Source organism: Rickettsia amblyommatis (assembly GCF_002078335.1).
GTDB classification, from domain to species: Bacteria; Pseudomonadota; Alphaproteobacteria; order Rickettsiales; family Rickettsiaceae; genus Rickettsia; species Rickettsia rickettsii.
Genome location: NZ_CP015012.1, coordinates 645,189 through 661,162, shown reverse-complemented (window position 1 = coordinate 661,162; position 15,974 = coordinate 645,189). Strand labels below are relative to the sequence as shown.

Genomic DNA, 15,974 nt, shown 5'->3' with positions numbered 1-15,974 from the left:
CCTTATTTAAATTTTCTATTGGTGATTTACAAATTGACTTGTAGTTTAATAAGTCCTTGATGGCTTTGATACTTTCTATGCGTATAATAATCATACTCAAGTAGAATATTTATATTTTTTCTACTCATAAGTATATTACTACCGATATTATATCCAAGCTTAGGTTGTTCTGGTATAATAATTGTTTCTTGTAATGTTTGTCCTTTAAAAGTCGCTTGTGCATTAACTTTTATATTTTTATTATTGAAGTGATGTTCAATATTACCATACAAACTTGGTGTTAATACTATATTGTTTGTGGTCACTATAGGCTTAAACACTATTTTACCGCCAAGGCTACTTTCAAATAATTGATTTGATTTCTTTTGAATCATGAGATTTTCTATATCTACATTATACTCTTTATAGTTGCTCGCTCTTGAATAATCATATTTAAAACCGATATTAGGAATAAAATGTAAATCGTATTTTGTACGATATTTATAATTTAATAAAGTTTGAAAACTTAAATTATTGTTTTGATATTTTCCAATTATATTATTAATGCTTTGAGATCTATTCTTAATATAATTATGACCGTAAGATGTTATAGCCCGCAATGAGAAACCTTTAATTAGTTCTTTTAGACCGTAAATGCTTAAAAGATGACCGTTAACTGCTGTTTTCCCTAGTTTTTTATTATATTTAATTTGGGATTCCAAACGGCTATAAGCTATTCCTATAACATCATGACTATTGATGAATTCAGCATCAGTCCCGATAGTTATGCCGGTTGTACGACTTTGATATTTTGGAATCTTCTTCCAAGTTCCTTGTTTGTTGATGCCGTATAAGCCGCTAATCCATACCCCTCTGTTTATACTAGCTTCTTCATCACCGGCCCCTATTGCAGCAACCTTTAATCTATCACTTAAAATATTATAGTGAACAGGTTTGTGAAGAGTTGAAGTCGCCTTAACTAATATTGCTACTTTCCTACTAGTGTCATCAGATACCTGTTGTCTCTGTGTCGCCTCATCTTGGTCTGTAATTGCTTCAGTTTTGAATGACACATCGATCGCTTCATCTTCGCTTTCTAAAACTATATCTTTTTTTAATTCTTCGTCAGTGGTGCTATTATTGCTTACTTCTAATTCTTCTTCATCAGTTTCATACCCTTTATCGTCTTCATTACTAGATCTTAATGCTAGAAGTGATTTTTTGTCATCTGATGATTTATCATTTTTGCTATCGTTAGAACTCAATAATCTTGGTGATAAAGCGGTTTTTGAATCAGATTGCTCTGACTTTTTATTGCTATCTTCAGGTTGTGTATCATCATTTGTTGAGGATTCATCATTTGTTGAGGATTCATCATTTGTTGAGGATTCATCATTTGTTGAGGATTCATCATTTGTTGAGGATTCATCATTTGTTGAGGATTCATCATTTGTAGCTTCGTTTTCTTGTTGGAATAATCGTAATTTTTTCGGATCTAAACGTCCTATTTTCTTTTCATTGTTACTATTTTCTGATTGAATATCACTACCATAGTTTTGTTTTAGTTCACTAGACTCTACTAGTAATTGTTTAACATATTGAAACAATTCTTCATCTTTTACTAACTCTGAAAGTTTAGATTTATAAATATTATGTACTTCTTGCCCTATTTCAGTTCTAGGACCTATAAAATCAGAGTTAGCAGTATTAAATGCCTCTTTTACCGCTTCTTCTGGATATTTTGTCAATTGCTGTGTATAAATATTATGTATTTTTTGTCCTATTGCAGTTCTAGGACCTATAAAATCAGAGTTAGCGGAAGTAAACGCCTCCGTTAATTTTTGGCTAAGTATAATATGATCTTCAACATATTGAATAAATTCTTTATCTTTTGTTAATTCCAAAAGTTTAGATTTATAAATATTATGTACTTTTTGTCCCATTTCAGTTCTAGGACCTATAAAGCTAGAGCGCATAGTGTTGACTGCTTCTTGGATTTTTGCAAAATACTTATTATTTTGATGAGCTTTAGATAAATTTTTTGAATGCTCACATGCTACTGATTCCATTATAGCTTTTTGCAATAAATCGGTATCAGAGTATTGTGCTTTATGTCCTGCTGCTTTATGTCTTGATAAAGCCAATTCTTTATATCTTACAGCTATATCGGAGCTAAAGTTATAAATTTTTGGAGTTGTTTTAAAAGTAGATGTATGTGCATTGAATTGAGTAATCCCTAAACTTGTTAGATAAGCTAATTCCGAATCTTGTGAACCAGGCAGTGGCGGTGGTGGTGGTGGCATGTTTCCGGTATGGATGTGTTTTTTAGCTTTTTCTTGCGAGCACTCTTTAAGAGCTTTTAATATTATAGGCATATTTAATTTACTAGCAAGAATTCGTACTTGTTCATCGCTCATGCCTGTAAATGAAGGCAAAGCTAATCTTAATTGATCTAAATTATTATTACCTGCTAGTTTGATAGTAGTAGCTTTTAAAAACTCTTTTAATAATTCGGGTTCTTTTTCCTTTACTATAGCAATAAACGCATGTTGAGGTAAATTTGCCGTAATTAATTCTTCAAATTTTATTGTGCTTAAAATAGCTGTTCTTAAATCATCAAGTTTAGCCTGTGCTTGATCAGAATTAATTGTTTTTCTTAAGTTTGTATCTTCTGTTATTAAAAAAGTAGCTTGTTGTACTATAGTTAATATATTAGGGTTGTTAATTAACTCTTCGACTCTATTGCCAAATATATCTTGATCGAAGTGTTTTGCATTAGTATAGGCAAATTCTAATTGTTCAAACGGATTTTGTTTGCTCTGTAACGCTCTAATCAATTCTGATTTATTGAATTCAAGTTTAATAGGTCTCTTTAATTCTTCAGATATTTTACATGACGATAATAAAATACGTTTTACTGCATCATCAGTGTCTTCATTGAAAAGATTTTTAATTATCTCTTCGCTTGTTGTTGTTTTCTTACCATTTACGGTTATATCTTGTATATACGGGTCTTGAACAAGGGTGTTAAAAGCTTCTTTAGCTTTTTCTGCGATTTCAGGGGTTGAAATGCTAAATAAATTTACAAGAGTTTTCTCGTCAGCTCCTTGGTTGGCGTATGATTCTGTTAATATTTGACGTATAACATTTGTAAGATCAGCTTGTCTTTTTATAAGCTGATCTTGTAAATCATCAGCTTTTTTACCTCCTGTCTCAGTTCTATATTCTGCATATAGTTTGGCATAAGCTGTCTCTGGCGTGCTTCTGTCTGTGTTGGTTGCACTAGAAGTTGTGGGTTGAAGTGGTACTTTTGGTTGAGTAGTAGTATTGCGAGTAAACTGAATATATAATGAATGTATGCGAGGATATTCTGCTTGTAACTTATTTAAATCAAAATTGTTAGAGTTGCTACTAAAGCCTTGAGAATTTAAGGGAGGTGGTGGGGGTGGCATGCTTCCATTTAGAGGTAAAGGAGGCGGATTTGGAATACCCACGTTTAGCGGTAGAGGTGGTGGATGCGGAATGCCGCTTTGTGTTTGTTCTAAATTATTTGAATTATTACTTACTACTAACCCTAAAATTTTATTGGCTTCATTGCTGAGTATGTTACTATCAGACAATATTACTTTAATTACTGAATTTAATGTTTGTTTATTTACTGCTTTGGCTAGTTTAATCATATCGTCTTTAGTTAAACTATCTATTATTAGCCCTTTATTTTTTAGTTCTATATTTATTTCTTTTACTACTTCTGGTGTTAAAATATAGATGCTTTTTACAATGTAAGGTTGCATTTTGTTTTTTAACTCTAATTGCAGAGCTAAAAAGTTTTCTACTGAACTCTTATCTTTACTTGCTGCTAGTTTGATAAGATCTAATCGTGCCTTTTCTTCAAATTGACTATTAGATATATTTCGTATTGCATAGTCTTGAATTCTTGCAGCAAATTTAGTTTTTTCTTCAGAAGAACTATTTTCTAATAATTCTTTTAAAATAGGTCTATTTTTAACGTCAATATTGGTATTGAAATCTAATTGTCCCGTATCATTGCTAAATAATACCCTTTGAATAGTATAATCATTAAAATCACTTAAGATAGTCGTTACTGCTTCTTGTTTATAACTACTATCTACTTCAAGATTTAATGCTGCTATAGGATCTGTTTTAATAAGATTTTTAAATTCTTCAATATTTTCTTCTTGTTGTATTATTCTACTTATATGGCGTTGAGACTGCGTTAAATTACCCTTATTTTCTTTATGATTAAAGTAAGTTTTAAAAGTATTTATAGGATTAAAAACATATTTTTGTTTCTTTTTTTTACCCGTGGAGACAACCCCTGAAGATGTTCCTGTATTATTTGTACCTTGATTTGACATATACCAACTGTCGTTTTTGCTTCCGCTCTTTTCTTGAGAGCGTCCGGCAGACGGTTTAGTAGTATCATTGTTGTTTAGAAACTGGTTTGCTGCTATTCCGGCTCTTATTTGGTCTATATAAGAATTTGCTTTTATCTTCCCTATCTTAAATTCATTCATTAATTCGTCAGAGTTAGGGGTAATATTATTAGCTATATAGTACGATTTTTTACCAAGCATCATCTGAGTTGCTATTGATGTGATATAGTTTGTTGCCTCACCTTTATCAGCACCAAATTTCTGCTCTAGCTCTTCTGCTGTAGGAATAATATTATCAGCTATATATTGTGGCTTTTTTTTGTCCATAACTTTAAGTCTTATTGACTTAATATAGCTGTTTCTATTATCATCACGAGATATACCAAACCTATTTTTTAACTCTTGTTCTGTAGGAATATGGCTATCGGCTATATATCGTCCCTTTGCGTTTTCCATAATTTCAGCTCTTATTAAAGCAACAAAAGATTCTGCATCATCTTTATTCATGTTAAGAGCAGTCCTTACTTCTTTCATTTCAGGAATAATAGCATTATCAACATAATGTTTGTATTTAATATCTCTGTTTATTGAGCTGATATATAGCTCGATTACCGCTTTTTTGTCTTTTGCTGCACGACGTACCTTTTGATCGTTTTCTACATTATTGTCTATTTTGCTAGGGTCATAACTTATTCCAAGATTTGTTGCTGCTTCTATAGCTGTAGGAACTACACCTTGATTAATATATTCTTGTTTTTTTGTATCAAAATCCTGTTGTTTTACTCTTTCTATGTATAATAAAATTTTAGCTCTTGCTTGTCTTGCTTTATGTCTAGTATCATCTAAAAAACTTGATAAATCTGTTTCCTTATACTTTATTCCCAGATCATCTTGTGCTTGAGTAAAACTAGGAACTAAATCTGCTTCTTGCCATTTTTTGATTTTTTCATTTGGAGTCAAATCTTCCCAAATATTTTGTTGCTGTGTTGAATTGTGCTTTTCCCATGCTGGGGTTTTACTAACTAAATCTTTAAAGCTTGCCGCTCTAGCACTTGTACTTAAAAGGTTACTAGTCAACAAACATGTTGACATGAAAAAAGTTAAAACATATTTTTTTGAGCGGGCATTTTGTAAATTCATTCAAACCTCGATTAGTTAGTATTATTTTTAATATAAACGAGGCGAGTTATATAATATTTGTTAACTTAATGTAAACTATTAATTACTAATATTTGTTAATCAATGAATTTTTTAGCCAAAATATGTTTAATATATCACATGCTAATGTATACTCCGAATTTTAAACTTCTTTCAAAAGTAGTATGTAATACTACTTTTGAAAGAAATGTACTTCAGTTTTTGGTAAATAAAATATGCAAACTCAATTTCACTTATATAACACTCTTAGCCGTACTAAAGAGGTTTTTAATCCTCAAGATCAAGCTAACGTAAAAATGTATGTATGTGGACCGACTGTTTATGATAATCCTCATATAGGCAATAGTAGGTCGGGAGTAGTATATGATTTACTTTATCGTATAGTTATAAAAATATTCGGTGAGAAGACAGTAAAATATGTACGTAACATTACGGATGTTGACGATAAAATTATCGATAGAGCTGAACTACTTGGTGTTACTATTGATGAGTTGACTGATAAAGTTACGAAAGAGTTTCATAAAAATATGGCATATTTAGGTTGTATGCTACCTAGTATTGAGCCGAAAGCTACAAAGCATATTGATGTAATGATCGCAATAATAGAACGCTTAATAGCAAAAGAGCACGCATATATTGCTGATAATCATGTTTATTTTGATGTTTTATCAGCTCCAAATTATACGGAATTATCTAACCGAAATTTAGAAGAAATGTTTGAGGGAGTACATGTAGAAAATAGTAAAACCAAAAAAAATCCACAAGATTTTGTATTATGGAAACCGGCAAAGCAAAATGAATCGGCAAATATGAATTTTGAAAGCCCCTGGGGACTTGGTCGCCCTGGATGGCATATTGAATGTTCAGCTATGAGCTACAAATATTTAGGTGAGAATTTTGATATTCACGGCGGCGGAGCAGATTTAATCTTTCCGCATCATACCAATGAGATTGCTCAAAGTAGATGTGCTTTTCCAAGTTCTACCTATGCTAAATATTGGGTACATAATGGGTTTCTAACGGTTAACGGTGAGAAAATGAGTAAATCTCTTGGTAATTTTATTACCGTAAGGGATTTAATAGATAAACAAATTCAAGGAGAAGTAGTCAGGTTATTTTTATTAAGTAGTCACTATAGGCGTCCTCTTGATTATAATGATAAAGCTATAGAAGATGCTAAGAAGACTTTAGATTATTGGTATAGAGCTATAGAAAATATTAATGTGCAGAAAATAGATTTACCTCATGATTTCATGCAAAGCTTACTTGATGATATGAATACGCCGCTTGCCGTTAAAATAATTAATGACTACGCTAAAGGTGTTTTTATTTCTAAAACTGAAGAAGAAAGGCAGCTTAACGCCTCTGCTATTATTACTTGTGCTAATTTTATTGGTTTAATGAATAAGACTCCACACGAGTGGTTTAATAGCGGTGTGGATGAACTCTATATAAATGAGCTTGTAAATAAGCGTTTGGAAGCAAAAAAACAAAAAAATTGGTTATTAGCCGATCAAATTCGTAACCAGTTATTAGAGGAAAAAATAATTCTAGAAGATCAACCTGACGGTACTACTATTTGGCGAAAAGAATAAAAGCTTGTAAATTACGCAATATGCGTATATAATTTATAGGCTTATAAGTCATCATTGCGAGGAAATTATGTAATAATTGACGAAGCAATCTCAGGATATTTGATGAGATTACCACGCAGCCTACGGTTGCTCGCAATGACGATTATCCAAAACTTAAGCAAAAAATTCACACGTAAGATATATGTTAGTTCATTAGAATGGACATCTTACGGAGGTATAAACTAACAATTAGGAGAATTTAAAAATGTCAAAAATACCATCTGTTAACATTAAAGAATTATTAGATGCGGGCGTGCATTTCGGTCACAAGACCTCACGCTGGAATCCTAAAATGGCATCTTATATATATGGTGAACGTGATGATGTTCATATAATCGATTTAAGACAAAGTGTCGCTTTAATGAGCGTTGCTTTAAATGCAATATATGAAACCGTAAAAAAAGATGGTAAAATATTATTTGTAAGTACTAAAATACAGGCAAGCGATATTATAGCGGAATATGCCGAAAAATGCGGGCAGTATTACGTAAATCATAGATGGCTTGGTGGTATGCTAACTAACTGGAAAACTATTGCGGGTTCAATAGAAAAGCTAAATAAGTTAGACAAAACCTTAGAAAACGAAGAAGCACTTATGGGTTATACTAAGAAAGAGATACTCGATATGAGCCGTAAGAAAGATAAATTACTTCTATCTCTTGCCGGTATTAGAAATCTTAATTCTAAACCTGATCTTCTAGTAGTCATTGACACTAATAAAGAGCATATCGCAATTAATGAAGCGGTAAAGCTTAATGTGCCTATAGTTGCAGTAGTTGATACTAATTCTAATCCTGATAATGTAGATTATCCGATTCCGGGTAATGATGATTCTATAAGATCAATAAGACTTTATTGTAGTTTATTTGCAGATGCGGCATTACAAGGACTTGAAGAATCAATGAAAGCTTCAGGAGTTGATATGGGTGCTATGCAAGAGCATACAGATAAGGCGTTAACTTCTAAAAATGTTTCTAAATTAAAACAAGCTAAAAAATTCTCTAAAATGAAAAATATTGATGAAGAGATAAATACCGAATTTGAGCAAGCATTAAATGATACCGATAAAAATAAAAATTCTGATAATGCATAAGTGTTGTTGCATGGATCGGCTTTTCCATTGTCATCCCGCGACTTGACCGCGGGATCCAGCTTAAAATACTAATATTAGTATTTTAAATTGTTTTTATGGACCCTAGGAGCAAGCTACGGGGTGACACCGAGGTCGTTCTTCGAGCCACAACCCAAGCCAAATATAATAATTAAGGAGAAAGTAAGGTATGAGTGAAATAAATATAAGTGCTGCAGCGGTTAAAGAATTAAGAGACAAAACCGGTGCAGGTATGATGGACTGCAAAAAAGCATTAATAGAAACCAGCGGTAATTTTGAAGAAGCTATTGATTTTCTTCGTAAGAAAGGTTTAGCTGCTGCTGCAAAGAAAGCCGGACGCATTGCTTCTGAAGGTTTAACGGCTGCAAAAGTTGATGGGCTTACCGGAGTGGTAATTGAAGTAAATTCCGAAACAGATTTTGTTGCTCGAAATGAGCAGTTTCAGGATCTAGTTAAGGATATTGCAAATCTTGCAGTAATTGCAAAAACTATAGACACGCTAAAAACATTTAAAATGCAAAGCGGTAAATTAGTTGAAGAAGAAATTATAGAAAATATCGCTACAATCGGTGAAAATTTAACATTACGTCGTATGGATATATTAGAGATATCTGAGGGAGCAATCGGTTCGTACGTGCATAATGAAGTTGTACCAAATTTAGGAAAAATTTCCGTATTAGTAGGTCTTGCGTCTAACGCAAAAGATAAAGCAAAACTAGAAGCTTTAGCTAAACAAATTGCTGTTCATGTAGCAGGAAATAACCCACAAAGTATAGATGATTCAAGCTTGGATCAAGCACTCGTAGAACGTGAGAGAAAAGTATTTTTTGAGAAATCTAAAGAAGAAGGAAAGCCTGATAATATTATAGAAAAAATGGTAGAAGGTAGAATACGTAAATTCTTCTCGGAAGTTGTATTGCTTCAGCAAAATTTCTTATTTGAGCCTAAACTTACCGTTGCGGAAGTAATTAAAAATGCTGAAAAAGAACTCGGTGCAGAAATTAAAATCGCCAAATTTATTAGATACGCACTTGGTGAAGGTATAGAACACGAAGAAAAAAACTTTGCCGATGAAGTAGCTGCCATTACGCAAGGTTAATGGGCTTGTTTCATAGCTTCAATGTTATTCCCGCATAGATACCAAGTCGTCATTGCGAGTATGAGTTGTTGTGCAGACACAATTCCACCCTGTCATCCCGTGACTTGATCGCGGGATCTAGTAAAAATATAAAAACAACTAATACTAGTTATTTTTATGAATACCGCGGTCAAACTACGGTATGACACCGAGTGCGTTTTTCTATCCACGCAACAATACCTTCCCGTGGTCAATTGAACTAGGTGACAGTAAAAAACTCGTGAATGCTCACTCACACCTTTTCAAAACAAACAAAGGCGCATTTAGGATAAGTGCTTATTCTCGTATTTATAATATCTCTTTAACTACAATCAACTATCTATTAATAAGTAATTTTCGGTTTTTTACTTTATAATAAAAGATTTATATTGACTTAACAATAGAAAATCTTACATTAATTATTATTAGTTTAAATGAAGAGCATTTTATGTCAAGGACAAAAGAGGAATATGCTGCACAAATTTATGCTGCCGAAGAGTATCGTAGGAGATAAGCTAATTATAGTGATAATGATGCCGAACTGCTTGGAGTTATTATAGTATGTGCCGGTTATGCATGTTATAAAGCAGTAGAAGGGGCAGTAAAAGTTACCGTCACAGGAAGTAAAATTATAGAAAACGCCTATAAGATAGGAAGTGGACAAATAGCAGTATTCGGTACTGATGCCGAAAGTAAAATAACTTATATAACAAAGCATCCTGCGTCTCAAGGTAATACGAGTACTCCCACTCAGTCGATGACAACTAATCCTGTAGATCCTTTAGAGCAAACTCCACCTAATACTCCTACCTCTAAAAGAGAAAAGGCTAAAATATACGGAAAAAACTGGTAGATAGTGCAAAGATTGGAGCTAAAACCCTTTCAAACGTTTATAAAGTGACAACCGGTACAATAGAAGTCGTTGGTCCAGGAAGTGATTTTAACAGCAACGGTAAGGAAAAATTTATATTTTCTGAACCTACTAAGCGTAAAGTTGTTCAAAAAGAATTGAAAACCGAAAACGGTTATAAGTGCGGTATTGAGTTGGAAGAGAAAATTGAAGCTTCCTTAACATTAAGATTAAATAACAAGCGTATAGTTAAGATTAAAGAATTTAGAAACATGATTGTCCCTGATACTACAGAAGATACGGGAGAAACTTTTGATATTTCGCTAATTTTAAAATATTCTGATGGGGCAAACATGCCTAAAGCAGATCCTGCTTGTTTAAAGATACATTACGGTAGAGACGGAAAATTAAATAAGTTATCGTTGCCAAACCCACCTATAATTTTTCATAACCAATGGTATCCAGCCTTAACCGTTTATAAAGGTGAATTATGTTCTTTGCCTATAAGTAGTGGGTATTATAATAAGAAAATAATGGAAGTATAGAAATCAGTCACGTAGATCCTGAATTTACTATAGAGCTTTTATAAGAGTTTTTAGTTAAATTCTATCAAAGAAACTTCGTAATTACTTTTAAATATTCATCTAGGACTTTTTGGTTGTCCTTAACAAATTTTAAAGCATTTCCGCGGTAAGCTTTAAGTTCTAGAGAATTATTAGACCTGAGTAGATATGTTAGTTTGGTTAGTAAATCTTCACCGTTTTTGATTTGGATAGCTGATTCATTTTGCAGTACGCCTTTAGCGATATCGGTGTTTTTGCTCATATCGGGACCGAATATAATACAATTAGAGAAATATGCCGCTTCTAAAATATTATGCCCGCCTTGTTTAAAAGAACCACCGATAAAAGAAATTGTAGCTACAGAAAAAAATAGTCCCATTTCGCCGAACCTATCAACTATATAAAGATCATCGCTTAAAACAGGTAAATCATTTTGCGACTTAGCGGTAGCGGATAAATTATGTGACTTACAATTATCGATAATTGATTTAACTCGCTCAGGATGTCTTGGAATTAAGATAATATAGCAGTCTAAAAACTGCTCTTTTAGGTTTTTGATTATAGGCAAAATCACCTCTTCATCTTCGGGGTGAGTGCTGGCAAATAGCACGACTCGCCTATTGTCTAAATATAAGCTTAATTTTGATAACGCTTCTTGATTGACCGGAAGTTTTTCGTTGGCAAATTTAATATTGCCTAAATTCACTGCATCTGATACGCCAAGTTCATTGAATTTTTGTAAGTCACACTCACTTTGCACGATAATTTTACTGAAATTTTTAAGAATAAGCTGAAAAAAGCTTTTTCTTTTTAGCCAAGCTTTAAACGATTTATCAGAAATACGAGCATTAACTAGTAGTAATTTACACTGCTTTGCGCCCTCATTAATAGTACACGGCCATAGTTCCGATTCTATAAAAATGCCTAAATCAGGTTGCCAATTTCTTAAAAATTTTCGAGTAAAAATAATATTATCTATCGGTAAAAATTGCTGAACTGCTATTTTAGGTAATTTGGCAGTTAATATTTTAGCAGAGCTGTTAGTCCAAGAAGTTACTAGAAAACGAACGTCAGGGTAGCGTTTACTTATATTATGTATTAATGTTAAAGCTGCCATAGACTCGCCAACGCTTGCTGCATGAATCCATATCAGCCTTCGTGCATAACTTGCTTCTAAAGGTAATTTATACGTCGATCCTAACCCTTCATCCTCACGTACTAGTGTGTACGCTGTGGTTCGCAGTGAAGTGTCTCCTTTAAATGCCTCTTTATTAGCGGACATTTGCACGAAGTCTAATGAATCGTCTTGTCTGTGTTTGCCAATAGCAAAACGCTCTTGGATGCGTCTTATATCTTCTTTACCTATTAATAAACGTATAAGAATTATGATAAAATAAACAGGTAATAATATAAAGCTTAAAGCATAATATAATAACATCATTTCTTTAAACGCTCTGTTAAGCTTGCTAATTGTTTTTCAAGGCTTATATGGTTTTGTATTTTATCATTTGTGAGTTCTAAAGGCGCACCAACTATGATTTTAATGGTACCAAACGGTAGGGGTATTATTAATTTATCCCAACTTTTTAATCTGAAACATCTAGAAGTGGAGCTGACTATAGGAATAAGTTTTGTGTTATATTTATAGGCAATTTCGGTAATGCTGCTATTTACTTTATATACCGGTCCTTTAGGACCGTCCGGCGTGACTATTATATTTGCACCTTGAGATAACTTACCTATAATATTACGTAAAGCTCCAATTGGATTTTTATTAGTAGAACCTACTATCACTCTGCAACCGAATTTTCCTACTAGATCGTTTAAAATTTTTCCGTCTAAATGCGGCGATATTAAAGCATAGATATTTCTATGTCCTATAAACATAGCCGGACTTAAGGCAAGCATATTATGCCAAAATGCAAAGATGACCCCTTGTTCGTTTAGGAATTTTTCCTTATTGCCGTTATCGTAAAATATAAATTTCTGCTTTGAAGTAAAGTAAACAAAACACAAATACCAATATAGTAAAATAGTAATTATACTAAGTACGTATTTATTATTTTTTAAAAATTTTTTAAAAACTTTCCACATTATTTTTTTGTTGGTTTAGGTGGCTTTTTAACTTTTCCGTCATTGCGAGGAAATTACGAAATAAGTGACGAAGCAATCTCAAGATATTTGACGAGATTGTCACGCAGCCTATGGCTGCTCGCAATGACGATTTGGTATCCATGCAAAGCCTTAAGCAGGAATGACATCAATTGTTCTCTCAATTCTAATACAAGCTTCTTCTAGCTCTTCCATAGAAGTAGCATAAGAGATTCTAAAATACCCCTCTAAGCCGAAAGCGATACCGGGTACTACTGCAACTTTTGCTTCTTCAAGTAAATATTCGGCAAAATCATTACTATTTGCAATAATTTTTCCTGATTTAGTTTTATGCCCAAATATTTTATCGCATTTAACAAATAAGTAAAACGCCCCTTCCGGCTTATAGCACTCAAAATATTTTACTCTTTTCAAAATTGATAAAGCAAGATCACGCTTTTTTTGACAATTTAAAGCATTAGGCTTTATATAATCTTGAGGACCGTTTAATGCTTCAATAGCAGCCATTTGACTTATTGAACAAGGGTTTGAAGTACTTTGCGACTGAATAATAGTCATTGCTTTAATCAAAGCTTTAGAGCCTGCACCGTAGCCTATACGCCAACCCGTCATAGAATAAGCTTTAGATACTCCGTTTACGGTAAATATTCTCTTTTTTAAATCAGGTGCTATTTGAGCTAATGTATAAAATTTAGAATCATCAAAAGTAATATGCTCGTAAATATCATCGGACATTACGTTTACATGTGAATATTTTCTTAAAACTTTAGCAATATTTTCTAGTTCTTCAAAATTATAGCTTGCACCTGTTGGATTACTAGGTGAGTTAATAATAAACCACTTAGTTTTATCCGTAATTGAACGTTCTAAAGCTTCTGCACTTAATTTAAAGTTATTTTCAATTCCACAATTTACAAAAACAGGTGTTCCTGTGCTAAGTGCAACCATATCAGGATATGAAACCCAATAGGGTGCTGGAATAATTACCTCATCCCCTTGGTCTAAAGATGCCATAAACAAATTATATATAACTTGCTTACCGCCGGTGCTTACTATTATTTCATCAAGTTCATAATCTATATTATTTTCACGTTTGAATTTGTCTTTTATTGCTTGTTTTAAAAGAGGCATACCCTCAACGTTAGTATATTTAGTAAAGCCGTCTTTAATCGCTTTAATCGCCGCTTCCTTAATATTGTCAGGCGTATCAAAATCAGGCTCACCGGCACCGAGTGTGATAATATCAACTCCCGCTTTTTTAAGTTTAAGAGTTTGTTTAACGACTGCAAGGGTCGGCGACGGTTTTATCGAACTTAGCCTAGTAGAAATAATTGACATAATTTGAGTCCGTATTAAATGAAAGCTATAGTAAAATCGGTAATTTCAAGAAATAAATATTAATTTTTATAATGAAATCTACAATTATATATTATAATTTGTTTAGTATTGACAGAATATATTAGTCTATGTTCGTGGTTAATTCTACGTGACCATAAACCTGATAATATATGTTTTAAAGCTTCGGGTTTACCTATACCTATAAACGGTGCTTCTTGGATATTTTTTATTAGAAGTTTAATACGTTCATATTTTTTAATATCATATTTTTTCCAACACGCTAAATCCTCCGCTGCTTCTAGTGTCCACTCAATCTCAATCATCTAAATTAACTTTAGCAAACTCTCCTCTTTTTGCTTGTTCGATAGATTTTTTTATTCGATTCGCATTAGCCGGATTAGATAATAAATATAATGTTTCTTTTGTAGATTCATATTCTTCTTCTGTTAAAAGAATAATATTCTTATGATTCTTTCTTTTAATAAGATAAGGGACATGATCGTTTTCTACGGTATTTAGTACAGAGCTTAAGTTTTTTCTAAATGAAGTGCCGCTAATTGAGTTCATGAGCTACCTACTAATGTACATATAACATGTACATCCTAGCTTCAATTCCATTAATTTACAAGTAAAATTATTATTTTATTTAAAAATTTATCAAGATATGCTTTATTAATAGTAAGTAATATTAATTTAGTAATTAAACTATGCTCGGTAAAATAAAAGACAAAATCAAACATTATTGCTTAACTATAATAAATATGCCAAATTTTATTAAGAATAAAATTTTAGAATTTAAAAATTATATAAGTGATTGTAAATATAAATTCTCTCATTTAGCTGAAACTAATTATCAACTTGGACTCGATCATTTATATAGAGGTAATTTAAATGATGCATTACTTAGGTTTAAACTAGTCGATAAATTTTTTAATCCTAATGATTCTAAAGTATATTATCAACTCGGATGGGTTTATTTTTTAAAAAATAATTACAGGCAAGCTATAGAATATTTAGAAAAATCTAATGAAAAATATAAACCTATATTTATAAATTTTTTGAAAAATTATAAGGATATTACTGAAATACCTCAAGAAATTTGTGGAAAATATCGTGATTTAACTGCACAATATTATCCTACTATTTTTAATAACGATAAAAATCTCCATATTCCGTATAGGTTTGTTAATGAAGCACTTAAGCAGATATCTGATTTACCGGATAATTACTCTATTTTGGAACTTGGAAGTAATATAGGGCTTGTAGGTTATGAAATACAAAAACGTTTTCCGGAAAGTTTTACTTTAACCGGTGTAGAAGTTTCTGCTTTAATGAATGAGTTACAAGAAACATATTACCCGAACACTAAAATTTACGATCAAATATATAATATTGCTATCGATGAATTTTTAAAACAAAACTCTAATAAATTTGATATTATTTTTAGTTTTTGTGGATTATCGTTTACTAACAATCTAATAGAATATTTTAATATAATATACTCATCTCTTAATAAACAAGGGTATTTTGCCCTTTGTTTACCGAATGCGACGAAGACACAATTTTCAGTAAAACGCAAAGAATTTATTTTTAACTTGAATGAAATAAATAATTTTTTACAAAAAAATAATTTTACTATATTAACTTCGGAAGAAATAATACTAGCGGAAAACAATAAATATAGTATTATTGTTTGTAAGAAAACAGCATAAATC

At 32.0% G+C, this 15,974-nt stretch carries 11 protein-coding genes; 5 read left to right on the top strand and 6 right to left on the bottom strand.

Features of this window, described 5'->3' with window-relative positions:
• Positions 1 to 26 precede the first annotated feature (26 nt).
• Positions 27 to 5,516 (bottom strand): autotransporter outer membrane beta-barrel domain-containing protein, encoded by a 5,490-nt coding sequence (locus A3305_RS03720; protein ID WP_196795997.1) that lies wholly within the window; start codon positions 5,514 to 5,516, stop codon positions 27 to 29.
• 233 nt (positions 5,517 to 5,749) lie between these two features.
• Here A3305_RS03720 and cysS point away from each other — a divergent pair, with 233 nt between their 5' ends.
• The 4 genes from cysS to A3305_RS03695 all read left to right on the top strand — a co-directional run bounded on the left by cysS (position 5,750) and on the right by A3305_RS03695 (position 10,791).
• Positions 5,750 to 7,129 carry a cysteine--tRNA ligase gene (gene cysS / locus A3305_RS03715; protein WP_014391810.1) on the top strand — a complete coding sequence of 460 codons (1,380 nt, stop codon included), beginning with the start codon at positions 5,750 to 5,752 and terminating at the stop codon, positions 7,127 to 7,129.
• Positions 7,130 to 7,373: 244 nt separating this feature from the next.
• Positions 7,374 to 8,261, top strand: coding sequence for a 30S ribosomal protein S2 (gene rpsB, locus A3305_RS03710; protein ID WP_014391809.1), 888 nt, complete (start codon positions 7,374 to 7,376; stop codon positions 8,259 to 8,261).
• Between the two features lie 187 nt (positions 8,262 to 8,448).
• Positions 8,449 to 9,378 (top strand): translation elongation factor Ts, encoded by a 930-nt coding sequence (tsf, locus tag A3305_RS03705; protein WP_014391808.1) that lies wholly within the window; start codon positions 8,449 to 8,451, stop codon positions 9,376 to 9,378.
• A 915-nt stretch (positions 9,379 to 10,293) separates the two neighbouring features.
• The gene (locus A3305_RS03695; RefSeq protein ID WP_045799383.1) at positions 10,294 to 10,791 is read left to right on the top strand and encodes a Sca4 family protein; all 498 of its coding nucleotides are present in this window, start codon (positions 10,294 to 10,296) and stop codon (positions 10,789 to 10,791) included.
• A 64-nt stretch (positions 10,792 to 10,855) separates the two neighbouring features.
• Here A3305_RS03695 and waaA read toward each other — a convergent pair whose 3' ends face one another.
• From waaA to A3305_RS03670, 5 genes are all read right to left on the bottom strand, one after another.
• Positions 10,856 to 12,250, bottom strand: coding sequence for a lipid IV(A) 3-deoxy-D-manno-octulosonic acid transferase (gene waaA / locus A3305_RS03690; protein WP_045799382.1), 1,395 nt, complete (start codon positions 12,248 to 12,250; stop codon positions 10,856 to 10,858).
• Positions 12,247 to 12,903: a lysophospholipid acyltransferase family protein gene (locus A3305_RS03685; RefSeq protein ID WP_014391806.1), complete on the bottom strand. Its 657-nt coding sequence runs from the start codon at positions 12,901 to 12,903 to the stop codon at positions 12,247 to 12,249. The genes waaA and A3305_RS03685 overlap by 4 nt, the downstream gene beginning before the upstream one ends.
• Before the next feature lie 150 nt (positions 12,904 to 13,053).
• A complete protein-coding gene (locus A3305_RS03680) occupies positions 13,054 to 14,259 on the bottom strand; it encodes a pyridoxal phosphate-dependent aminotransferase (RefSeq protein ID WP_014391805.1) in 1,206 nt (401 codons plus the stop codon).
• 59 nt (positions 14,260 to 14,318) lie between these two features.
• Positions 14,319 to 14,582, bottom strand: coding sequence for a Txe/YoeB family addiction module toxin (locus A3305_RS03675; protein ID WP_014391804.1), 264 nt, complete (start codon positions 14,580 to 14,582; stop codon positions 14,319 to 14,321).
• Entirely contained in the window at positions 14,575 to 14,826 is a 252-nt protein-coding gene (locus tag A3305_RS03670) for a type II toxin-antitoxin system Phd/YefM family antitoxin (RefSeq protein WP_014391803.1), read from the bottom strand. Before A3305_RS03670 ends, A3305_RS03675 begins: the two co-directional genes overlap by 8 nt.
• A 140-nt stretch (positions 14,827 to 14,966) precedes the next feature.
• Between A3305_RS03670 and A3305_RS03665 the strand changes: the two genes are divergently transcribed.
• Positions 14,967 to 15,971: a methyltransferase domain-containing protein gene (locus A3305_RS03665; protein WP_014391802.1), complete on the top strand. Its 1,005-nt coding sequence runs from the start codon at positions 14,967 to 14,969 to the stop codon at positions 15,969 to 15,971.
• Positions 15,972 to 15,974: the final 3 nt, after the last annotated feature.

Bases quoted from the DNA above. Each gene is read 5' to 3' on its own strand.
- A3305_RS03720 (WP_196795997.1), bottom strand. From the start codon at position 5,516: ATGAATTTACAAAATGCCCGCTCAAAAAAATATGTTTTAACTTTTTTC.
- cysS (WP_014391810.1), top strand. From the start codon at position 5,750: ATGCAAACTCAATTTCACTTATATAACACTCTTAGCCGTACTAAAGAG.
- rpsB (WP_014391809.1), top strand. From the start codon at position 7,374: ATGTCAAAAATACCATCTGTTAACATTAAAGAATTATTAGATGCGGGC.
- tsf (WP_014391808.1), top strand. From the start codon at position 8,449: ATGAGTGAAATAAATATAAGTGCTGCAGCGGTTAAAGAATTAAGAGAC.
- waaA (WP_045799382.1), bottom strand. From the start codon at position 12,250: ATGATGTTATTATATTATGCTTTAAGCTTTATATTATTACCTGTTTAT.
- A3305_RS03685 (WP_014391806.1), bottom strand. From the start codon at position 12,903: ATGTGGAAAGTTTTTAAAAAATTTTTAAAAAATAATAAATACGTACTT.
- A3305_RS03680 (WP_014391805.1), bottom strand. From the start codon at position 14,259: ATGTCAATTATTTCTACTAGGCTAAGTTCGATAAAACCGTCGCCGACC.
- A3305_RS03675 (WP_014391804.1), bottom strand. From the start codon at position 14,582: ATGATTGAGATTGAGTGGACACTAGAAGCAGCGGAGGATTTAGCGTGT.
- A3305_RS03670 (WP_014391803.1), bottom strand. From the start codon at position 14,826: ATGAACTCAATTAGCGGCACTTCATTTAGAAAAAACTTAAGCTCTGTA.
- A3305_RS03665 (WP_014391802.1), top strand. From the start codon at position 14,967: ATGCTCGGTAAAATAAAAGACAAAATCAAACATTATTGCTTAACTATA.